Origin of the sequence: Bacillus sp. MYb78, assembly GCF_002975115.1 — a bacterium.
GTDB classification, from domain to species: Bacteria; Bacillota; Bacilli; order Bacillales; family Bacillaceae_G; genus Bacillus_A; species Bacillus_A cereus.
The window spans coordinates 145,748-165,987 of the sequence record NZ_PCOB01000006.1; the positions used below are offsets into that span (position 1 = coordinate 145,748).

The following is a 20,240-nucleotide window of genomic DNA, read 5'->3' on the forward strand; positions in this document are numbered from 1 at the left end:
TTTTTTGTTTATAATAATAATGGGTGAAATTATGATTAGAATTTGTGCAGTAACAAAAACAGATGAAGTATTATATGATGTTTCTCTAGAAGAAACAAAGAAAGACCATATTGTATGGTATTGGCTAGATTTATATAAGCCAACGAAAGAAGAGTATACATATATTCTGCAAGACCATTTTAAGTTCCATCCCCTTGCAATTGAAGACTGTCTAGAATATGTACAGAGGCCAAAAGTTGATTTTTATGATGGATATAACTTTTTAGTTCTTCACGCGTTTGGAGAAGATGGGCTAGAACCACATGAAATTGATTTGTTTGTTAGTGATCGCTATATTGTTTCTTTCCATTTTTCTCATAATAATGCAATTGAAAGAGTATGGAAAACACTTGGTGAGAAGAGGCGGATTAAGAAAGGGCCTTTACATGTAGCACATACGATCACTGATCAAATTGTAGATGATTATTTCGCACCTGTATATTACATTGAAGATCATTTAAATGCGATTGATGATAATTTAACAGGTGAGACAGCAGGAGCCGTGCTAGAAGAAGTATTTGATATTAGGGCAGATTTATCTAAGTTAAGACGTACAATTATTCCAATGCGTGATTTATTGTATCGTATTTTGAATTCCACTCGTTTTTACGGTATAAGTGATCATGAGATTTATTTTAAAGATATACATGATCATTTACTTAAACTTACGGAAATGATTGAGGCAAGTCGAGAGTTAACGGCGGATATTCGGGATAGTTATTTTTCATTAAACTCACATCATATGAATAACATTATGAAAACATTAACTGTATTCTCGACTATTTTCATGCCATTAACATTTATTGCGGGAGTATATGGAATGAACTTTACGCATATGCCAGAGCTTGGTGGACAATATAGTTATTTTATTTGTCTTCTTCTAATGGCATTAATTGGTGGCGGAATGATGGCCTGGTTTTATAAAAAAGGATGGTTTAAGTAAAAAACACCGAGGATTTCCCCGGTGTTTTTTCTTAACCAATAGCATGTAATACAAACATAGCTAAGAATAAGCATGTAATGATATACATAGATGGTGCGACTTCTTTACGCTTTCCAAGAGCAACTTTTAAGATAGGGTAAGCAATAAATCCGAACGCAATGCCATCAGCGATACTATATGTGAGCGGAATCATGACGATAATTAAGAACGCTGGAAATCCTTCTGAAAAATCGTTCAGAGGAATTTGTTGAATGCTTGTAATCATCAGGCCGCCAATAATAATTAAGATTGGTGCAATGGCACTATCAGGAATTAGTTTGACAAACGGAAGTGCAAACAATGATGCAAAGAATAACAACCCCGTAACGATAGACGTCAGACCTGTCTTTCCACCTGCAGTAATACCTGCGGCACTCTCTACTGTTGATACGGTAGGGCTTGTGCCAAATAGACCACATGTCATTGCTGAAATTGCATTGGCTTGGTAAGCACGTGGGAATTTACGGTCATCTTCTAATAAACCGTGCAGAAGTCCCATGTTCTCAAAAATAAGCACCATGCTTAAGGAGAATGTTGCAATCCAAAACGGTAAGGAAGAAAGTTTGCCAAATGACATAGCTCCAAACACATCGCCGTAATTAGCGAATGAGAATGAACTATTTCCGATTTGACTTGTATCAACAAGGCCAAATAGCCATGCAATACCAGTTCCTATTGCAATCGTCCATAAAAAGTTTCCACGTACGTTACGAATAAATAGTACAAGTGCAACGATAAGAGTAAGCACGGTCGCAAGAACGACAGGGTTACTTAATTTACCCATTGCAACAGCAGTATTTGGGTTCGAAACGACTAAACCACCTTTTTGCAATCCGATAAACGCTAAAAATAATCCGATGCCGACAGTAATTGCTTCCTTTAATGACTTTGGAATTGATACTGATAGCACGCGAGCGATTGGTGTAAAAGCGGCAATTGCAAAAATAATACCAGAGATAAAGACAGCAGCCAATGCTTCTTGCCAAGTTAGTCCAAGCGTATGCACAGCTGTGTACGTGAAGAATGCATTTACACCCATACCAGGGACAAGAATAGCAGGTGCATTTGCCCAAAATGCCATGAGTAGACATCCGACAAATGAACTGAAAACAGTTGCTAAAATTCCAGCTTCAAGAGGAATGCCAGCATCGGATAAAATTGACGCATTTACAATCATAATATATACGATCGTGAAAAATGACGTAACTCCAGCTAAAACTTCTTGTTTTGGTGATGTTTCGTGTAAACCTAATTTAAATGTTCTTTCAAGTATTCCTTTCATGTTAAACCTTCTTTTTCATATCCCTCTCCCACCCGTGATATCTCTTTCGTAAGAGCTCACCGTCCTTTATTATATCAGAACATCATGTTTTTACAACAAGGAAAATGATAACGTTTACTTATAAATGAAATTATTTATAAATACGTAAAAATTGCCCGTATTGTTGAAATAATTTCTAACTCTCCCGATTGAATGGGTGGAGCTGCTTGCGCATGTAAAGTAGCATAAGACGTAACCTCCCTTGGTAATTGGGCAGATTCTTCAACGAATGAGAGGGGAACGGGATTAATATTTAAATTATATGTACTCGCAATAGCACGAGCTTTTTCTACTGCCTGGTGCAGAGCTTGAATGAGAGCTTGCTCATAATATTTATTTGGATGAGATACTCGGAAACGTAACCCTTTTGCTACATTTACGCCATTTGAAACGGCTATATCATATACTTCCCCAGCTTTTTGTACATTTAAAACGGTAATTTCATACAAATGCTCTACACGGTATCCTTGTAGCAATGCTTTATCATTTACATATTCGTATTGAGGAGTAATTGTATAAGAAATCGTCTCTATATCTTTATCGGCAATACCAAGCTGTTTAAGTGCATCCAGCAATTGTTTGGATTGCACTGCATTTTCTTCTTGAGCCTGTTTTACATTTTTATCATCTGTTCGAATGCCGAGTGTTAATATAACAACATTCGGTTTTGCTTTTACAACACCTTCTCCTTGTACAGTAATAGTAGCTTCTTTACCAGTATTAGCAGTGCGTACGTTGTGTAAATAAGGATTCATTCCACCCTGCATTTTCCATCACCATCCTTTTTATATGTATATGTGTGAACAAAAAAGAAATTTATATGAAAAAAGTTACATAAATGAGAATGTTGAGGAAAGAAAGCATATACAACATAGGTATTTATAGATTATAATATGTGTAAATATGATAAAAAAGGGACGAGGCTATTGAACGAAAAAAGAGAAACGCTGATTTTAGATTTATCTGCATCATTTCGAAAAATGATACGTTTATTACAAAATGATATTAATACACGTTTTGCAGAACATATGCCATATAATGAATTTTCTGTATTACGTGCGTTATTTTTAAACAGTCCACAGATGGCTTCGCAAATTGCGAGTGAAGTAAACGTAACCTCCAGTCATATTACAGCTGTTACAGATCGTCTCGTACGAAAAGGATTAGTAGAAAGAAAACGTTCTAATTCAGATCGTCGAATCGTGTACTTAGAAATTACAGAGCACGGAAGAGAAGTAACTGAAAAACTTGAAGCTGTGCGTAAAGAATATTATAAAGAGAGATTTAAAGGTTGGAGCGACCAAGAAATAGAAATGGTCTTAGAACTATTTGGCCGCGTATTATAATAAATGAGGATAGGAAGCGAAAGCACTCCTATCCTTTTTCTTTTGAATAAAAATATTTTGAAACTCCGATACTTTAATTAAAAGATCGGAGGAAAGATTATGAAATATATTGCTGCACTTACCATTTTATTTGGTAGTTTTTTCTGTTTTCAAACATTCACGTACGCAGATACGCCTATCCAAGTGGTGCGAAAAGAAGTGAAGTACATCGAAAACGATAATACAGTCTTATATTCGAAATTATGGGTTCGTTCTATGCAAAACGCAGTATTATTCCACCATAGCGATAATATTCGTAATCGGGACACATTACGTAATGTAACAAGTTCATCGCTTGTTAAAGCGAAGCAACTATCTTTTCAGAAAGCAGCACTTTATATACCGAGACTATCGCAATACGTATCAAAAATAGGGAAAGAAAACATTCAAGTGTACTACATTGCGATTCACTATAATGTGAAAAAAGAAAATGCATATCAATTAGATGGCATGAACTATTTTCTACAAGTATTCGTAAAAGAGCGTGGGGAATGGAAAATTGCCGAAAGTGTAGTTGCACCGACAGAGCAAATTGTGCAAAATGGTGATGGATTTGGGATGAAAGAAGAGATGGTGTATGGGGATAGGAGAGAGAATGTAAAATAACCTCCTCTTTAAGAGGAGGTTATTTCACACGCCAAGAAAATTTAAATTTTAATAAGCGAGATAATAGTAGGTAGACTATCGTACTGGTCCCTATAAAACCAATATAATAATTTAAGATAGAACGACTTCCGCCCGCTGCCATTCCTCCAAACATTCCAATAAAGATTACACAACATATCATACATAGTGTTTTAAGCTTCGGATATAATAGAAAGTTTCCGTTTTGTTCATTAGGTGATCTTGTATATAAGTACATTCCTAAAGGGAATAGAATAAGTATATTTGCAATTGGACCGGTAAGTTTTGTTGCTGAAGGAATATACGTAAAATTAGGTTCATCATGACGTACGCCTTGTTGATCAGTATAAGCACGTTGAGGATCGTAATTAAAATTAATATTGAATCCACGAACGGGCGCTAAAATACTCATTTTTTCTATTACTGAACCGTAACGATCTACATTTTCCTCCGTATAGACGGTATGATTGGAAGTAAGTCCAACCGTATGAATAGAAATAGCTCCGGCAATTAGAGTCGGCAAAATAAAAGGGAATCCAAGTATAGCAACACTGAAGAATCCTTGTGAAATCATATTACCAGCAATTGTTCCTATGCATAATGCAAGTGTATAGATAGCAATTAAGATGATAACCATGTACAAGAAGTAAGTATGAAATGGTGAAAATATTTGATACTTATTATGAAAGGTTGTCTTTTTCATAATAGCAAAAAGTCCCCAATTTAGTATAACGATAGCTACAATATTACACACACCAAAAAGCCATTTCGTTATGAAGAGATGTTTTCGTTTAAATGGCATAGACCATAAAATGTCACTTGATTGATTTTGACGTTCCCATCCAATAAGAATGCAGGCTAATATAATAAGGAGTCCTCCTTGAACCATGATAGCATCGGGAAGTGAAAGTTGATAATAGTATCGGTATATATATTTCCATTCATTATGTTCATGAAAATATTTTAATTGCTCGGCAGCTGCTAAATAGTATTTATATGATAGTACATAAAAACTTACTAACCAAAGTAGCCAAACAATATATTTACTTTGTTTGTAGGTATGCACCCATAATGCTTTTTGAAACATAGGATCTCTCCTTTAAAAAACTTTATAGTTTGTAAGACGTGATAATATAAAATAAGTGACGATTCCAAATAAAAAGAATCCAACATAGTAACTAAATAATAAATCAAAACGTTTTAACATTTGCCCACCTATTAATGCAAAATAAAAGGTAGTACACCACATCCAGAGTGAGTTGTATTTTGGAAAAAGGAAAATTTTCTTATTATGTTCATTAGGTGACCTTGCATAGAGAAACATCCCAATAAGCAAACTGAAAATTGTATAGAAGATAGGAACAAGTATTATTTTTGCAGAGTAATAACTATGAAAAGTAGGTCCCCTTTGTATTACTTTTCCATGATCTTCATCTGATTGGGCAGTAGGGTGGTAATTATAACTAATTGAAAAGTCTAATATAGCGCTTGAAATGTTGGTTTTTTTATTGAATTTATAAACGTTTTCGAAACTTGTATAACTTTTATTTTCGTGTATTGCTTCAGCATGAGCTGTAAAGAAAAGGAGTAAGAGTGAAAAGATTCCCATTCCCATTATGCAAAAAGTAATGCTGAAGATGCTTTGTGAAATAATACTGCCAGTAAATGTACCTATACATAAAGAGACAGTATAGATAGCGATATATGTGAAAATTGCATACAAGAAATATCGATGAAACGGTTCGAAAGATTGATATTCAAAGTGAATCGTAGATTTATAAATAAAATACATAAGACCCCAATTGATTAGAAATGATAGTACAATGAAAAATCCACCAAAAACCCACTTCGATAAGAACATATCACGTCTTTTAAATGGAAATGTCATAAGTGAATCTCCATTTTGATTACTTCGCTCCCAGCCAATTAATATACAGGATAGGATAATTGTAATAATACCTAACCAAAAGCTATTAGAAGAATGAAAAGAATAATGATAGTAGAACTTTTCTTCACCTATTTTTTCTGGATGGAGAAAGAGAGACTGTTGAGTTTCTGCTGCTTGATAGTATTCGAAAGATAAAAAATAAAGTGAACTGAAGAGAAAAAGTAACACAGCATATTTCCCGCGCTTCCAATTCCACATCCACAACGCCTTATGAAACATACCCATCCTCCTCCAGTGTCGTAACGAAGACATCTTCAAGTGACATTGTTAATTCTTCAATGAGTATAGGTTGCTCTTTATAAAACTTCTCAAGCGTTACAGCTACATTTCCTTCAATTAAAATCGTATATACTTTTCCCGTTTGATTTAATATTTTAATATTGCTTAAGTTTTCTAGTTTTTGAGGTAGTGAACGTTCATAAGCTACTTGGATTTTAGCAAATTGTGATTTTGCATCGTCTAGCGATGTAATAGAAGATACGGTATGTCCTTTTAATATGATGATTGTATCTGCAATTTGTTCAACTTCATCTAAATGATGGGTAGATATGAAAATGGTAATCTCTTTTTCTGCAACTTCTCCAACGAGAAACTGTAAAATCTGTCTTTTAACGATAGGATCAAGTCCGTTTGTTGGTTCATCTAAAATAATATATTCTGCCTGTGCAGCAACAGCTAAAATGATGGCAAGCAGTGCCTTCATTCCTTTTGAATAACTTCGAATTCGTTTGTTTGGTAAGTTGAAACGTTCTAGTAGTTCGTAGAAATATGGTTCATCAAATGCTGTATAAACTGCTTTATAAAACTTCACGATTTCTTTTACTGTATAACCGTTCAGTATGTTAGTAGAATCCGGGACATATACGATTTTTTGTTTCGTTTCAGGATTCTTATGAATGTCGATATCCTCATATGTAACAGTTCCCTCATCTGGGTCTAAAATGCCGACTATCGTTCGTAATAAAGTTGTTTTCCCCGCACCATTTCTTCCAAGTAATCCGATGATACTACCTCTTTGTAATGTGAAAGAAACATCGTCTAAAATTGTTTGATTATCAATTGTTTTCTTCAAGCTTGTCACTTTCAACATCCGTATTCCCTCCAATCTCTTTATAGTATGAATCTATCCAATCATGAATTTTATCTTTCGTAATACCAAGATAAGAGGCTTCTAATAGTAATTGATGAAATTGCTTTTCAACCATAGCGATTTTCCTTTCGTCTAATGTTGGGGTAATCGATTGGGATACAAATGTTCCTTTTCCTCGTAACGTTTCAATAATTCCTTGTCGCTCTAACTCTTGATACGCTTTACTCACTGTATTTGGATTTATAACGAGTAAAGAAGCGAGTTCGCGTACAGAAGGAAGTTTATCACTTGGAGCCAACATGTTTTTCAATACGAGTTCTTTTATATTTTGAACAATTTGTTCCCATATCGGAGTGTTGCTTCTTGGGTCAAGTTGAATATGCAAGAGCAATGTCTCCTTCCTCATATGTATTAAGTGTACTACTGCGTGTAATACACTTAATACAATATAGGGGACGAATGTATTTGTCAACTGAAAATAATAGAAAAAATTGGTATTAAAAAAAGGAGAATTGGAAAAAATAGGTCTGATATAGAATGGAGGGTTAGTCATGAAGCGAGTTTTTGGAATACTTGTTTGTTTCATGTTATTGCTTTCTGGAACTTCAGTGAGTTTTGCGCAATCTGAAAAAACGAAGCAGGAGAAAACAGAAGAAACAACGCCGAAGTTAGCGGAACAAGCGTCGTCAGCAATCGTAATTGAGCAAGATACAGGTAAAGTTTTATTTGATAAAAACCCAAATGAAAAATTACCACCTGCTAGTATGACAAAGATTATGACAATGCTTTTAATTATGGAACAAGTTGAAAAAGGAAAACTAAAACTGACCGATAAAGTTAGAGCAAGCGAACATGCAGCTTCAATGGGTGGATCGCAAATCTTTTTAGAACCTGGGGAAGAGATGACTGTAAATGAGATGTTAAAGGGTATTGCAATTGCATCTGGAAATGACGCATCTGTTGCAGTAGCCGAGCACATCGCAGGTTCAGAAGAAGGATTTGTAAATATGATGAACAAAAAGGCGAAAGATTTAGGGCTGAAAAATACACATTTTCAAAATCCAACAGGTCTTCCGGCCAAAGACCATTATTCGACAGCAAATGATATGGCTATAATGGCGAGAGAATTGATGAAGTATCCACTTATTCGTAAATACACAGGTAAGTACGAAGATTATTTACGTGAAGATACGGATAAAAAGTTTTGGCTCGTTAATACGAATAAACTAGTACGTTTTTATCCTGGCGTAGATGGAGTAAAAACAGGTTTTACGACAGAAGCGAAATATTGTTTAACAGCATCGGCTGAAAAAAATGGTATGCGTGTCATTTCAGTTGTCATGGGAGCACCAACATCAAAAGAACGGAACAACCAAGTGACAAAGCTTCTTGACTATGCATTTGGACAATATATGACAAAGAAATTGTATACGCGCGGCGAAAAAATTAAGACAGTTCAAGTAGGAAAAGGGAAAAAAGAAAAAGTAGATTTAGTTGCGTCAGATAATGTTTCTCTTCTTATGAAGAAGGGCGAGAATATGGACAAGGTAAAACAAGAAGTAATTGCTGAAAAGAAAGTAAAAGCACCGATTAAAAAAGGTGACGCGCTTGGCACCCTTGTTATAAAAAAAGATAAAGATGTTTTATTAAAACAAACAATTATAGCAAAAGAAGATGTTGCTGCAGCGAGCTGGTGGGAGTTATTTAAAAGAAGTTTTGGGATGTTTTCAACATCAAAATAGCGGCAAATATTTTGCCGCTTTTCTATTCGTATGTAAGTGAATAATGCTGAAAGGTTTCACTTTATGACGAAATAGTTCTTCTTTTGTCAGCAGGAAGGATTCTTATTTTATATCACGAAAATCTTTATGTATGTGAATAAGTAAAGTTTGAGCATAAGGAGGAAATCGTGTGAGTCTTTCCATGCAATTAGAAGTAAAACGTGACGTCCTATGTGTGAGACTAGAGGGTGAATTAGATCATCATACGGCTGAAGAGTTGCGAACGAAAGTAACAGATATGATTGAGACACATGGTGTTCATCATATTGTTTTGAGCCTAGAGAACTTATCGTTTATGGATAGTTCTGGTCTAGGTGTTATATTAGGCCGATATAAACACGTAAAGGGATTAGGTGGAGAAATGGTTGTTTGTGCAATTTCACCGCCTGTTAAGCGTTTATTTGAAATGTCGGGCTTATTCAAAATCGTTCGCTTAGAAGAAAGTGAAGCGCACGCGCTCGCGACGTTGGGGGTGGCATAGATGAGAAATGAAATGAACCTTCAATTTTCAGCATTAAGTCAAAATGAATCATTCGCTCGCGTTACAGTGGCGGCTTTCATTGCACAACTAGATCCAACGATGGAAGAATTAACGGAGATTAAAACAGTTGTGTCAGAAGCGGTTACAAATGCAATTATTCATGGATACGAAGGAAATGCAGAAGGTATTGTTTATATTTCTGTAATTTTGGAAGAAGCAATGGTGAAACTCACGATTCGAGATGAAGGGATTGGAATCTTTAACTTAGATGAAGCGAGACAACCCCTTTTTACAACTAAACCTGAATTAGAGCGTTCCGGAATGGGATTTACTATCATGGAAAATTTTATGGATGAAGTAGAAGTTATTTCAAACGAATCTTTCGGGACAACAATCCATTTGACAAAATACTTATCAAATAGTAACGCTCTATGCAATTAAGGAGAATAGCCTATGGACATAGAGGTCAAAAATGAGAAGAAGAAACCTCAGTTAAAGGACCACGAGCTAAAAGCGTTAATTCAAAAAAGTCAAGATGGAGATCAACAAGCGAGAGATACAATCGTTCAAAGTAATATGCGCCTCGTTTGGTCGGTTGTACAGCGGTTTCTTAATCGAGGATACGAACCAGACGACCTATTTCAAATTGGATGTATTGGGCTCTTGAAATCGGTAGATAAATTTGATTTATCTTTCGACGTGAAATTTTCAACATATGCAGTTCCAATGATTATTGGTGAAATACAACGTTTCTTACGCGATGATGGATCAGTGAAAGTTAGTAGGTCTTTAAAAGAAACAGGAAACAAAATTCGAAAGATGAGAGATGAGCTTTCGAAAGAATTCGGAAGGGCTCCAACGATTAATGAAGTGGCAGAGGCACTAGAACTAACGCCAGAGGAAGTTGTTCTAGCACAAGAAGCGAGCCGGGCGCCTTCATCTATACATGAAACTGTATATGAAAACGATGGAGATCCAATCACTATTTTAGATCAAATTGCAGATCAATCTGAAACGAAATGGTTTGATAAAATTGCTTTAAAAGAAGCGATTAGAGAACTAGATGAACGAGAGCGCTTAATTGTATACTTGCGTTACTATAAAGATCAAACACAGTCAGAAGTAGCCGAGCGCATAGGCATTTCGCAAGTACAAGTTTCAAGACTTGAAAAGAAAATATTAAAACAGATGAAAGATCGAATAGACGAATAATTGTCTATTCGATTTTTTTATGCCGTTAATAGGAGAGAGATGTTAATTTTCGCAAAAATTAACAGAATTTATTGATAATTTAGTCAATTTAAAATATAATCCAAGTATGAACTTGTCATAAAGGGGGAAGGAAACATGGAAACGAGGCAACAATGGGGAACGAGAGCTGGATTTATTTTCGCAGCGGTCGGATCTGCCGTTGGATTAGGAAACATATGGCGTTTTCCTTATACAGCGTATGAAAATGGAGGAGGAGCATTCTTTTTACCGTATTTATTTGCATTATTAACGACTGGTATTTCATTGTTAGCGTTTGAGTTTGCCCTTGGTCATCGTCATCGTGGCTCAGCACCACTTACATTTTTCCGTATTAGCCCGCGTGCAGAATTTATTGGATGGTGGCAAATGTGCGTAACATTTATTGTTTCAACATATTATGCAGTGATTATTGCTTGGTCTATATCGTATACATACTTTGCAATTACTGGAGCATGGGGAAAAGACACGCAATCATTTTTATTTAAAGAGTACTTACATGTTGCAGATAAGCCAGGACAATTTGGAGGACTTGTACCAGAAGTATTAATTCCGTTAGCTCTCGTTTGGATTATTGTGCTTGGCGTTGCATTTAAAGGAGTTAAAAAAGGAATCGAAGTTGTTAACCGTATATTTATTCCTTTATTAGTTGTTATGTTCCTTATTATCGTTGTTCGTGCAGTGACGATGGAAGGTGCTATGCAAGGACTAGATGCATTCTTTAAACCAGATTGGAGTCGTATTTTTGATGGGAAAGTATGGCTTGCTGCTTACGGTCAAATATTCTTTAGTTTATCTTTAGCATTTGGAATTATGATTACGTATTCTAGTTATTTACCGAAAAACTCGGATACAACAAATAATGCCTTTATTACTGGATTTGCAAACTCAGGATTTGAATTATTAGCAGGTATTGGGGTCTTTGCAGCTCTTGGATTTATGGCAAATAATATGGGAGTACCGGTTGATAAAGTAGCAAGTGCTGGCGTTGGGCTTGCGTTCGTAGTATTTCCCCAAATTATTAATGAATTGCCGATGTCACCGTTGTTTGGTGTTTTATTTTTCTTATCGTTAACGGTTGCTGGAATTACATCACTTATTTCACTCGCGGAAGTATGCTTTGCCGCTGTATCTGAAAAATTCAGTTTAAGTCGGGAAAAAACTATTGGAATTATGGGAACCCTTCTCGTGTTAGTTTCTCTTGTTTTTGCAACACGTGGTGGACTTATGTTCTTAGATGTTGTCGACTATTTCGCTAATAATTTCGGATTAATTACAATTGCACTTGCGGAAGTAGTTACGATAGGGCTCATTTTACGCCGTTTACCAGTTTATCAAAATCATGCAAACTTTGTATCTGATATTAAATTAGGAACGTTTTGGAGAGTGAGTTTACTCGTTATTACTCCGCTTATGTTAGGGTATATGCTAATTGATGGTACAATCCAAAATATTAAAAAGAACTACGGAGATTATCCGACTGAGTTTGTTGTAACGTATGGTTGGTCGATAGCAGCAGCATTTCTCATAGTTGCAATAATCATTGGCCTGAAAAAATGGGATGCACAAATTCATTCGGATTCTGCCAAGCTTGAAAAAGAATGGAAAGATCGAGGTGTTTCATAATGAGTGGATCAGCGATTATGATGATGGTTATTGGAATAGTAGTCATTTGGGGAGGGCTTGCATTAAGTATTGCAAACTTATTTAAGAAAAAGGCATAAGTAAAAAACATCTGTACCAAAATGGTGCAGATGTTTTTTTATGAAAAAATTGTATTAGAAAAAAATTCAATAACCATACTACAACTACGAGGAAGAGTGAAGGGGTGAATGAAAGTTGGAACAAACGATTTATATTAAAATGCGCAATCGTTTAAAAGTTTCTCCTACTTATGAAGTAAAGCTGGGCGATGTTGCTCAACTTGCCGGAGATTCTTCCGTAGTTGAGTTGTTACAAAATGAGATAGTTTACAAAATAACAGCGCATGATAAGACGCATGTTGTAATTGATGTTATGAAAGTAATTGAGATTATTCAACAGAAAGCATCTCACGTACAAATTAATTTACTCGGTTCCGGACAAACTCTTGTTGAAATTATATACGAAAAAAAGAAGGCACACCCAATTTTTTTCGGGCTTGTATGGCTTTTACTTTTCATTGGAGCAGCTCTTGCAATCATTTATTTCCATGAGGATGTAAGTATGCAACAAGTACATCAACGGTTATATTACATGATTACTGGAGAATTTAATGCACAACCACTTTTATTTCAAATTCCTTATTCTTTAGGTCTTGGTTTAGGGATGGTTCTATTCTTTAATCATGTATTTCAAAAACGAATTAATGAAGAGCCGAGTCCGTTAGAAGTTGAGATGTTTCAATACCAACAGTCACTTGATCAGTATGTAATCGTTAATGAAAACAAGGATAATATGAAACAACTTGCCGATGATTGAGTCTGGGTTTGTTATTTTAATTGGTTTAGCTGGAGGGATAGCGGTAGGTAGCGGATATGTCGCATTTTTAGCTGTACTTGGTATAATCCCTCGTTTAGCTCAATTAACGAGAAGTGGAAAGCATATTCAATATTTTGAGTGGGCAGTCATTGCAGGTACTTTAACAGGGGCTTGGTGCAGTTTGAAAAACATTACACTTCAAACGTCGCAATATTGGCTCGTTATATTAGGGCTATTTTGTGGTACGTTCATTGGAATGCTCGCTGCGGCATTAACAGAGGTGTTAAATGTTCTACCTATTTTAGCTAAACGAGTAGGGGTAGAGGGGAAGATTATTGTTTTACTCGTTGCTCTTGTGCTTGGGAAAGTAATAGGATCGTTGTTTCACTGGATTTATTTCGTAAAGTAGGAGGCAGTATATAAATGACAAGTCAGAAGTTGAAGGATGATTACATAAATAAAGTGAAGGAGTATCATCCAAAGCCAAACTATTTACTAAATTGTATCAAAGCATTTCTTGTAGGTGGACTCATTTGTACAGTTGGAGAAGTATTGATGAAATTTTATATACATTATTTTCACTTCAGTGAACAAGAGGCAGGAAACCCAACTGTTGCAACGCTTGTTTTATTATCCGCGATTTTAACAGGATGTGGTGTATATGATAAAATCGGTCAATTTGCTGGAGCAGGATCAGCGGTACCGGTAACAGGATTTGCAAATTCTATGGCGAGCGCTGCCTTAGAACATAAGAGTGAAGGGATTGTTCTAGGGATTGCGACAAATATGTTTAAACTTGCAGGAAGTGTGATTGTATTTGGGGTTGTTGGTGCATATATCATTGGGTTAATAAGGTATACCTTTAAAATTTTTATGTCTTAAAGGAGGGGCTAGTATGAGGTTGACCGGAAAACAAACGTGGGTATTTCAAAACGATATATATGTGAATGCAACGGGTACTGCTGTCGGTCCGAAAGAAGCTGAGGGCCCTCTTGGAAAAGATTTTGATATTTCATATGATGACTTGCATTGTGGAGAGGAAAATTGGGAGCTCGCCGAACGAAGATTAATGTCAGACTCAATTCAACAAGCAGTGCAAAAAGGGAATATAAAAACATCGCAAATTGATTTCTTTTTAGCGGGAGATTTATTAAATCAAACAGTGACAGCAAATTATGTTGCGCGTAAGTGGGGCATTCCTTTTTTAGGAATGTTTAGCGCCTGTGCGACGTCTATGGAGACTTTAGCAGTTGGATCAGCTTTTATAGACGGTGGATTTGCAAATCGTGTCTTAGCTACAGTAAGTAGTCATAATGCAACGGCTGAAAGACAATTTCGCTATCCAACAGAGTACGGTGGGCAAAAACCAGGGACAGCAAATTCAACTGTGACTGGTGCAGGATCTATATTAATTAGCAATGAAAAAAGTGCAATTAAAATTACGGCGGCTACAATCGGAAAAGTGCAAGATTTAGGAATCACAAATCCTTTGGATATGGGGGCAGCGATGGCTCCAGCAGCAGCTCATACAATTCAACAGCATTTTGAAGATTTAAGAAGAAGTGCCGATGACTATGATTTGATTGTTACGGGTGATTTATCAGCTGTTGGGACACCGATTGCAAAACAACTTTTACTTGAGGAAGGTTACGATCTTGGACATATATACAATGATTGCGGATTAATGATTTATGAATCAAGTCAAGAAGAAGTGTTTGCAGGTGGTAGTGGTTGTGCTTGTTCAGCAGTTGTCACATATGGCCATTTATTACACGAGATGCAAAAAGGGAATTTACAACGAATTTTTGTCGTTGCCACTGGCGCATTATTAAGCCCGATAATGATGCAACAGAAAGAAACGATTCCAACAATTGCACATGGTGTCGTATTTGAGAGAGTTAAAGGAGAGTGAATTGTGGATTTTATATATGCATTTCTTGTAGGTGGAGCTATTTGTGTAATTGGGCAACTATTGTTAGATTTCGCAAAGTTAACACCAGCTCATTTAATGGCAACTTTTGTAGTCATCGGAGCAATTTTAGATGGATTTGGATTGTACGATAAACTAATAAAGTTTGCAGGTGCTGGAGCAACAGTCCCTATTACAAGTTTTGGACATTCACTATTGCACGGAGCAATGCATGCAGCAGAAAAACATGGATATTTAGGAATTGGTATTGGCATGTTTAGTTTAACGTCTGCGGGCATTTCCGCAGCGATATTGTTTTCGTTTTTTATAGCACTTATATGTAAACCGAAAGGATAAATCAAATGAGACGAAGGGTTGTTTTGGTCACAGATGGAGATGAATATGCAAAGCGGACAATTGAGCTTTTAACAAAGGAATTTGGGGGAAGGTGTATTTCAGCATCACAAAGTAATCCAACCAAATTGACAGGGAAAAAAGTTGTTGAGCTTATTATGCAAACGCCATATGACCCTGTATTTGTCATGTTTGATGACAGTGGATTTATTGGAGAAGGATCTGGTGAAAAGGCTTTAAAATATGTAGCTACCCATAAACAAATTGATGTGCTCGGTATTTTAGCGGTAGCGTCTAATACGCATCATTGGGAATGGGCACGTGTAGATGTAAGTGTAGATCGGAACGGAAATTTAACCGAATACGGTGTTGATAAATTTGGACTTCCAGATGGTGAAATTGGCAGAATTAGCGGAGATACAATTTATTGTTTAGATGACTTGAATGTTCCGGTCATCGTTGGAGTCGGTGACATTGGTAAGATGTGCGGGAATGATGAATGGGAGAGGGGATCACCTATTACTAGAAAAGCGATTCAATTAATTTTGGAAAGGAGTGGTTTTTATGACGAAGCCTAAAAAAGTGGATATCCCTATATCAACTTTCATAAGTGATAATGAAAATTATTTAAAGCAGACAGTTGGACTAGGCGTTACATACGATGTTGGCATTCGTAAATTTCAAATTTTGAATAAAGAAATCGGTGTGTTATTTGTAAACGGACTTTGTGATACAAATTATATTATCCCTATTTTAGAAGAAGCGGTGGATACAAATGAGATAAGGGATGTAGAAGAAGATACAGTGAAGCTTTTAGAGAATCGCTTAATCCATCAACAAGTAAGCAAAGTGAAAACGATGGATGAGGTAATGCTCCAAGTATTATCAGGGCTCATTGTGATATTTGTGGAAGGTGAAACGGAAGCGTTCGCGATTGATGTTCGTAGTTATCCAGGGCGAACACCGACAGAACCAGATACCGAAAAGGTAGTACGCGGTGCGAGGGATGGATTTGTTGAAAATATCGTTGTAAATACAGCGTTAATTCGTAGGAGAATTCGAGATCCACGACTTCGAAATGAAATGGTTCGAGTAGGAGATAGATCACAAACGGATATTTGTATTACATACGTTCAAGATGTTGCAAATCCAGATTTAGTAAAGATTATAAAACAAGAATTAAATAACATTGATGTAGATGGAATTACGATGGCGGATAAAACAGTAGAAGAGTTTGTTGTAAAGCAAAGCTATAACCCATTCCCGCTTATTCGATATACAGAAAGGCCAGATGTAGCAGCAAATCATCTACTAGAAGGACATGTGTTAGTACTTGTTGACACATCGCCAAGTGCTATGATTACACCGACAACATATTTTCATCATTTACAGCACGCAGAAGAGTTTAGACAAAATCCAGCTGTCGGTACATTTTTACGCTGGGTGCGCTTTTTAGGTGTTATATTCTCGTTATTTTTATTACCATTTTGGTTAGTGTTTGTATTTGATCCAACTCTTTTACCAGCAAATCTCGCTTTTATTGGACCGACTAAGATGACGCATTTACCAATCCTATTACAGGTGTTAATGGCAGAGGTCGGACTTGAGTTTTTAAGGATGGCTGCTATTCATACTCCAACCCCATTATCGTCTGCAGCAGGGTTGATTTCCGCCATATTAATTGGTCAAATTGCAATTGATGTAGGTTTGTTTGTGCCAGAAGTAATTTTGTATGTAGCGGTTTCGATGATTGGTGCATATGCAACACCGAGTTATGAATTAGGATTAGGGAATAAGGTTGGGAAATTGTTTGTTATTATTTTAACAGGTCTCTTCCATGAGATGGGATTTGTAATTGGTATGACGATATTAATTTTATTTTTAACGTCTATAAAAAGTTTACAAACACCTTATTTATGGCCGTTTTTACCATTTGATTGGGGCGCGTTAACAAAAATTTTACTCCGTCCAACGATGTCTAGTTTAAAAGTACGACCAAGTATTGTAAGACCTCAAAATGTAAAAAGACAAAAATAAACGGGATTATACACCCGTTTATTTTTTTTAGTAAAAATTTATTGTTTTTTAACAAAAATCAAACATTTTTTGTGTACACTTAGAGTAGATATTGTGTATGGAAGGGGAAGAGGACATGATTAAATTATTTGTAAGTGATTTAGATGACACGCTCGTTTACGATGTGAATCATATGCAAAAAGAAGATGAACGTGCGCTGTGTTGGTTAGCTGAGAAAGGGACAAATATTTGTTTTGCCTCTGGCCGCTTTACACACAGAATTGATGAAGTTGTAAAAAGGTTTTCATTCCCATATTACACAACTGGCTTAAATGGAGCGACAATGTTACTTCCAGATGGGAATTTATTTCATGAATCGAGTTTTGAAAATACGGTTGCCCAGGAAATATATCGATATATACATAAAAAAGGACTAGCGGATATTGTTTGTGCAAATGAGCAACGATATACTAAAAGGAAAAATGAACATCACCATAATTTTGAAGCGTATATGGGCGTGCATATCGCTGAAATTGAAGCGTTAGAAGAAGAGTTTGGTAAGACTGTACACCCTGCAAAATTGTTTGTTTTTGGAGAAGAAGAGAAAATTGTGACGTTAGATCAAGAGCTACGAGATATGTTTCAAGGCGAAGCGGAAGTTTTTATATCAGGTAAACGCTATGTTGATATTATGCCAAGAGGCGTGAGTAAGGGGAGTGCTCTAAAGCGACTAATGGACCATTTGCAAATTGAAGCAAATGAAGTTGCTTGTATTGGAGATTCCTTCAATGATATTTCTATGTTTGAAGTAACCCCGCATTCATTTACTCTTCATCATGCCCATCCATATGTAAAGGAGAAAGCAAATCATATAGTGCGTTCGGTTGAAGAGGCTGTTATGAAATTACCGTTACTTGTATAAAAAAGAAGCCCGTCACTGGCGGGCTTCTTTTTTACTTGAATAAAGATTTAACAAAATCAATGATACTTGAGAAGAAATCTTTCACTTTATCTAGAAAACTTTGTCCTTCTTCAGATCCTAAAAAGGCAGAAACGTGTTCTTTTGCTTTGTTTAATTGACTACCAACTTGATTCCAATCGATATTAAGATTCTTCATTTTATCAAATAACGCTACTAGGTTATCTAACTGTTCATCTGTTAATGTAATGCCGAGTTGATCAGCAATTTTTTTAATTAATGAACGTAAATCTTCTGTTGTTTTTGGCTGTTCTTTTGCAATTTCTTCTTTAATTTTTGCAACAAGTTGAACTGCTTTTTCTTCACCAATTTTATCACCAAGCTGGGCTGTTTGTACCATTTCTTCATTCGCTACTTTTTTAACTTCTTCCGGAATTGGTTTATTAGACGCAGTTTCATATGCTTTCATTAATCCAGTTAAAGCTGCAGTTCCTGAAACTTTAAAAGGTGCAGTAATTTGAATTTCTGCATCTTTTACACCTGCTGTAATCAAAGCGTTAGTGTACATTGCATCTGTTACCCAGTTAATGTTCTTTGATCGTACAATAAGACCAGATCCTGGTTTTGTGTATGTAATCATAGAAGAAGAAATTGCTCTCGTACCAATTTGTGCTTTTGGAACAATGCCTTCTAGAAATTTATGTTCTTCCGCATTAGATACAGTGATAATTGTAGCATCTTTCGGTGCTTTCATTTCTTTTAACAGATCTTGTTTTTGTTGTTCGGATAAGTTCTCTCCTAGTGTAACAATTGATTCTCCCTCGATGATGTCTGCAAATGAAGCTGTTGGCATCATAAATACCGTTACAGCTAATAGCAGAGCTAATAATTTCGTTTTCACGAAAAACCGCTCCCTTTCTCTTTCTAAAATTTTCGGGCAACAAAGTTATTATAGTATATATTTCTTATTTGTCACCTAGCTTTTTCCGCATTTCAAAAAAGAAGTATCTAGATTGTCGGATTCTTTTTGTTTCTAGTCATGAATGTGGTAATATAGTGCTGAGATAGTTGAAAGGAGACATATACATATGAAAACTTTAGGATACATATTAATGGAAAACGGTGAAAAAATCGAATTGGAATTTTTCCCAGAAGAAGCGCCAAAAACAGTAGAAAACTTTAAAAAATTAGCAGAGCAAGGATTTTATGACGGTGTTACATTCCACCGTGTTATTCCTGGCTTCGTAAGCCAAGGTGGAGACCCAACAGGTACAGGTGCTGGTGGTCCAGGTTACTCTATTCCATGTGAAACTGATGGAAACCCTCATAGACACCTTGTAGGATCACTTTCTATGGCTCACGCTGGCCGTAACACAGGCGGTAGCCAATTCTTTGTTGTTCATGAGCCACAGCCACATTTAGATGGCGTTCATACTGTATTTGGTAAAGTAACAAGCGGTATTGAAACAGTATTAAAAATGCGTCAAGGCGATGTAATGAAAGAAGTTAAAGTTTGGGAAGAATAAGGTAAGGGAAAAGAGAGCTTTTGCTCTCTTTTTTATTTTTAATGAGATTGAGTACTTCTTCTACAGCATCATACAAGTAGTATTGTTGCTAAAATATATTGCTTGTGAGAACAAACCTTTAACAAATTACATAGAATACATTACATTATATGTTTCA

General features: G+C 36.0%; 25 protein-coding genes. 18 read left to right on the forward strand and 7 right to left on the reverse strand.

The genetic code is table 11. The features are described from left to right. Nucleotides 1-19 precede the first annotated feature (19 nt). Nucleotides 20-982, forward strand: a complete 963-nt coding sequence (corA, locus tag CQ064_RS14810) for a magnesium/cobalt transporter CorA (protein ID WP_002026281.1) — start codon at nucleotides 20-22, stop codon at nucleotides 980-982. 31 nt (nucleotides 983-1,013) lie between these two features. Here corA and CQ064_RS14815 read toward each other — a convergent pair whose 3' ends face one another. Both CQ064_RS14815 and CQ064_RS14820 read right to left on the reverse strand, forming a co-directional pair. Continuing rightward, nucleotides 1,014-2,303, reverse strand: coding sequence for an NCS2 family permease (locus CQ064_RS14815; protein WP_000676248.1), 1,290 nt, complete (start codon nucleotides 2,301-2,303; stop codon nucleotides 1,014-1,016). Nucleotides 2,304-2,437: 134 nt separating this feature from the next. Next, nucleotides 2,438-3,109 carry an SIMPL domain-containing protein gene (locus tag CQ064_RS14820; protein ID WP_001161450.1) on the reverse strand — a complete coding sequence of 224 codons (672 nt, stop codon included), beginning with the start codon at nucleotides 3,107-3,109 and terminating at the stop codon, nucleotides 2,438-2,440. A gap of 159 nt (nucleotides 3,110-3,268) precedes the next feature. Between CQ064_RS14820 and CQ064_RS14825 the strand changes: the two genes are divergently transcribed. Continuing rightward, nucleotides 3,269-3,688, forward strand: coding sequence for a MarR family winged helix-turn-helix transcriptional regulator (locus CQ064_RS14825; protein ID WP_001003307.1), 420 nt, complete (start codon nucleotides 3,269-3,271; stop codon nucleotides 3,686-3,688). Between the two features lie 99 nt (nucleotides 3,689-3,787). Continuing rightward, the gene (locus CQ064_RS14830) at nucleotides 3,788-4,333 is read left to right on the forward strand and encodes a hypothetical protein (protein WP_000873787.1); all 546 of its coding nucleotides are present in this window, start codon (nucleotides 3,788-3,790) and stop codon (nucleotides 4,331-4,333) included. A 19-nt stretch (nucleotides 4,334-4,352) separates the two neighbouring features. Here the strand turns inward: CQ064_RS14830 and CQ064_RS14835 are convergent, their stop codons facing one another. The 4 genes from CQ064_RS14835 to CQ064_RS14850 are packed head-to-tail and all read right to left on the reverse strand — an operon-like array spanning nucleotide 4,353 to nucleotide 7,774. Beyond that, nucleotides 4,353-5,438 (reverse strand): ABC-2 transporter permease, encoded by a 1,086-nt coding sequence (locus CQ064_RS14835; protein WP_000486564.1) that lies wholly within the window; start codon nucleotides 5,436-5,438, stop codon nucleotides 4,353-4,355. Nucleotides 5,439-5,450: 12 nt separating this feature from the next. Beyond that, nucleotides 5,451-6,518: an ABC transporter permease gene (locus CQ064_RS14840; RefSeq protein WP_000468556.1), complete on the reverse strand. Its 1,068-nt coding sequence runs from the start codon at nucleotides 6,516-6,518 to the stop codon at nucleotides 5,451-5,453. Continuing rightward, nucleotides 6,508-7,389 (reverse strand): ABC transporter ATP-binding protein, encoded by an 882-nt coding sequence (locus tag CQ064_RS14845; protein ID WP_000922138.1) that lies wholly within the window; start codon nucleotides 7,387-7,389, stop codon nucleotides 6,508-6,510. Before CQ064_RS14845 ends, CQ064_RS14840 begins: the two co-directional genes overlap by 11 nt. Continuing rightward, nucleotides 7,355-7,774, reverse strand: a complete 420-nt coding sequence (locus CQ064_RS14850) for a GntR family transcriptional regulator (protein WP_000548027.1) — start codon at nucleotides 7,772-7,774, stop codon at nucleotides 7,355-7,357. Before CQ064_RS14850 ends, CQ064_RS14845 begins: the two co-directional genes overlap by 35 nt. A 166-nt stretch (nucleotides 7,775-7,940) precedes the next feature. Between CQ064_RS14850 and dacF the strand changes: the two genes are divergently transcribed. The 14 genes from dacF (at nucleotide 7,941) to CQ064_RS14925 (ending at nucleotide 18,560) form a co-directional block, all read left to right on the forward strand. Beyond that, the gene (dacF, locus tag CQ064_RS14860; protein WP_000831997.1) at nucleotides 7,941-9,131 is read left to right on the forward strand and encodes a serine-type D-Ala-D-Ala carboxypeptidase DacF; all 1,191 of its coding nucleotides are present in this window, start codon (nucleotides 7,941-7,943) and stop codon (nucleotides 9,129-9,131) included. Nucleotides 9,132-9,300: 169 nt separating this feature from the next. Continuing rightward, complete coding sequence (gene spoIIAA / locus CQ064_RS14865) at nucleotides 9,301-9,651, forward strand: anti-sigma F factor antagonist (protein WP_000059135.1); 351 nt, start codon at nucleotides 9,301-9,303, stop codon at nucleotides 9,649-9,651. Continuing rightward, a complete protein-coding gene (spoIIAB, locus tag CQ064_RS14870; RefSeq protein ID WP_001243398.1) occupies nucleotides 9,652-10,092 on the forward strand; it encodes an anti-sigma F factor in 441 nt (146 codons plus the stop codon). A gap of 12 nt (nucleotides 10,093-10,104) precedes the next feature. Continuing rightward, nucleotides 10,105-10,863: an RNA polymerase sporulation sigma factor SigF gene (sigF, locus tag CQ064_RS14875; RefSeq protein ID WP_000350729.1), complete on the forward strand. Its 759-nt coding sequence runs from the start codon at nucleotides 10,105-10,107 to the stop codon at nucleotides 10,861-10,863. A 135-nt stretch (nucleotides 10,864-10,998) separates the two neighbouring features. After that, nucleotides 10,999-12,525, forward strand: a complete 1,527-nt coding sequence (locus CQ064_RS14880; RefSeq protein WP_000450088.1) for a sodium-dependent transporter — start codon at nucleotides 10,999-11,001, stop codon at nucleotides 12,523-12,525. Beyond that, nucleotides 12,525-12,623: a methionine/alanine import family NSS transporter small subunit gene (locus CQ064_RS14885; protein WP_000016826.1), complete on the forward strand. Its 99-nt coding sequence runs from the start codon at nucleotides 12,525-12,527 to the stop codon at nucleotides 12,621-12,623. Before CQ064_RS14880 ends, CQ064_RS14885 begins: the two co-directional genes overlap by 1 nt. 115 nt (nucleotides 12,624-12,738) lie before the next feature. Next, nucleotides 12,739-13,359 carry a stage V sporulation protein AA gene (locus CQ064_RS14890; RefSeq protein WP_000438367.1) on the forward strand — a complete coding sequence of 207 codons (621 nt, stop codon included), beginning with the start codon at nucleotides 12,739-12,741 and terminating at the stop codon, nucleotides 13,357-13,359. Next, on the forward strand, nucleotides 13,352-13,768 hold the full coding sequence (gene spoVAB / locus CQ064_RS14895; protein ID WP_000572941.1) for a stage V sporulation protein SpoVAB: 417 nt from the start codon (nucleotides 13,352-13,354) through the stop codon (nucleotides 13,766-13,768). The genes CQ064_RS14890 and spoVAB overlap by 8 nt, the downstream gene beginning before the upstream one ends. 14 nt (nucleotides 13,769-13,782) lie before the next feature. Continuing rightward, entirely contained in the window at nucleotides 13,783-14,241 is a 459-nt protein-coding gene (gene spoVAC / locus CQ064_RS14900) for a stage V sporulation protein AC (protein WP_000203808.1), read from the forward strand. Nucleotides 14,242-14,254: 13 nt separating this feature from the next. After that, nucleotides 14,255-15,271, forward strand: coding sequence for a stage V sporulation protein AD (spoVAD, locus tag CQ064_RS14905; protein WP_001241138.1), 1,017 nt, complete (start codon nucleotides 14,255-14,257; stop codon nucleotides 15,269-15,271). Nucleotides 15,272-15,274: 3 nt separating this feature from the next. Beyond that, nucleotides 15,275-15,625 (forward strand): stage V sporulation protein AE, encoded by a 351-nt coding sequence (spoVAE, locus tag CQ064_RS14910; protein ID WP_000345907.1) that lies wholly within the window; start codon nucleotides 15,275-15,277, stop codon nucleotides 15,623-15,625. Between the two features lie 5 nt (nucleotides 15,626-15,630). After that, nucleotides 15,631-16,200: a stage V sporulation protein SpoVABEA gene (spoVAEA, locus tag CQ064_RS14915; RefSeq protein ID WP_001254416.1), complete on the forward strand. Its 570-nt coding sequence runs from the start codon at nucleotides 15,631-15,633 to the stop codon at nucleotides 16,198-16,200. Further along, entirely contained in the window at nucleotides 16,187-17,659 is a 1,473-nt protein-coding gene (gene spoVAF / locus CQ064_RS14920) for a spore germination protein SpoVAF (RefSeq protein ID WP_000165595.1), read from the forward strand. The genes spoVAEA and spoVAF overlap by 14 nt, the downstream gene beginning before the upstream one ends. A 97-nt stretch (nucleotides 17,660-17,756) precedes the next feature. Then, nucleotides 17,757-18,560 (forward strand): Cof-type HAD-IIB family hydrolase, encoded by an 804-nt coding sequence (locus CQ064_RS14925; protein ID WP_003271593.1) that lies wholly within the window; start codon nucleotides 17,757-17,759, stop codon nucleotides 18,558-18,560. 31 nt (nucleotides 18,561-18,591) lie between these two features. Here CQ064_RS14925 and CQ064_RS14930 read toward each other — a convergent pair whose 3' ends face one another. Beyond that, a complete protein-coding gene (locus tag CQ064_RS14930; RefSeq protein ID WP_000850513.1) occupies nucleotides 18,592-19,458 on the reverse strand; it encodes a DUF1002 domain-containing protein in 867 nt (288 codons plus the stop codon). Between the two features lie 187 nt (nucleotides 19,459-19,645). Between CQ064_RS14930 and CQ064_RS14935 the strand changes: the two genes are divergently transcribed. Next, nucleotides 19,646-20,083 (forward strand): peptidylprolyl isomerase, encoded by a 438-nt coding sequence (locus CQ064_RS14935; protein ID WP_000853790.1) that lies wholly within the window; start codon nucleotides 19,646-19,648, stop codon nucleotides 20,081-20,083. Nucleotides 20,084-20,240 lie beyond the last annotated feature (157 nt).

What these genes read in the sequence shown, in the direction of transcription:
- spoIIAB (WP_001243398.1), top strand. Translation starts at nt 9,652, where the DNA reads ATGAGAAATGAAATGAACCTTCAATTTTCAGCATTAAGTCAAAATGAA.
- CQ064_RS14840 (WP_000468556.1), bottom strand. Translation starts at nt 6,518, where the DNA reads ATGTTTCATAAGGCGTTGTGGATGTGGAATTGGAAGCGCGGGAAATAT.
- CQ064_RS14845 (WP_000922138.1), bottom strand. Translation starts at nt 7,389, where the DNA reads ATGTTGAAAGTGACAAGCTTGAAGAAAACAATTGATAATCAAACAATT.
- spoVAD (WP_001241138.1), top strand. Translation starts at nt 14,255, where the DNA reads ATGAGGTTGACCGGAAAACAAACGTGGGTATTTCAAAACGATATATAT.
- CQ064_RS14815 (WP_000676248.1), bottom strand. Translation starts at nt 2,303, where the DNA reads ATGAAAGGAATACTTGAAAGAACATTTAAATTAGGTTTACACGAAACA.
- spoVAB (WP_000572941.1), top strand. Translation starts at nt 13,352, where the DNA reads ATGATTGAGTCTGGGTTTGTTATTTTAATTGGTTTAGCTGGAGGGATA.
- spoVAEA (WP_001254416.1), top strand. Translation starts at nt 15,631, where the DNA reads ATGAGACGAAGGGTTGTTTTGGTCACAGATGGAGATGAATATGCAAAG.
- sigF (WP_000350729.1), top strand. Translation starts at nt 10,105, where the DNA reads ATGGACATAGAGGTCAAAAATGAGAAGAAGAAACCTCAGTTAAAGGAC.
- CQ064_RS14880 (WP_000450088.1), top strand. Translation starts at nt 10,999, where the DNA reads ATGGAAACGAGGCAACAATGGGGAACGAGAGCTGGATTTATTTTCGCA.
- CQ064_RS14830 (WP_000873787.1), top strand. Translation starts at nt 3,788, where the DNA reads ATGAAATATATTGCTGCACTTACCATTTTATTTGGTAGTTTTTTCTGT.
- spoVAF (WP_000165595.1), top strand. Translation starts at nt 16,187, where the DNA reads ATGACGAAGCCTAAAAAAGTGGATATCCCTATATCAACTTTCATAAGT.
- dacF (WP_000831997.1), top strand. Translation starts at nt 7,941, where the DNA reads ATGAAGCGAGTTTTTGGAATACTTGTTTGTTTCATGTTATTGCTTTCT.
- spoVAC (WP_000203808.1), top strand. Translation starts at nt 13,783, where the DNA reads ATGACAAGTCAGAAGTTGAAGGATGATTACATAAATAAAGTGAAGGAG.
- corA (WP_002026281.1), top strand. Translation starts at nt 20, where the DNA reads ATGGGTGAAATTATGATTAGAATTTGTGCAGTAACAAAAACAGATGAA.
- CQ064_RS14925 (WP_003271593.1), top strand. Translation starts at nt 17,757, where the DNA reads ATGGAAGGGGAAGAGGACATGATTAAATTATTTGTAAGTGATTTAGAT.
- CQ064_RS14835 (WP_000486564.1), bottom strand. Translation starts at nt 5,438, where the DNA reads ATGTTTCAAAAAGCATTATGGGTGCATACCTACAAACAAAGTAAATAT.
- CQ064_RS14885 (WP_000016826.1), top strand. Translation starts at nt 12,525, where the DNA reads ATGAGTGGATCAGCGATTATGATGATGGTTATTGGAATAGTAGTCATT.
- CQ064_RS14820 (WP_001161450.1), bottom strand. Translation starts at nt 3,109, where the DNA reads ATGCAGGGTGGAATGAATCCTTATTTACACAACGTACGCACTGCTAAT.
- CQ064_RS14935 (WP_000853790.1), top strand. Translation starts at nt 19,646, where the DNA reads ATGAAAACTTTAGGATACATATTAATGGAAAACGGTGAAAAAATCGAA.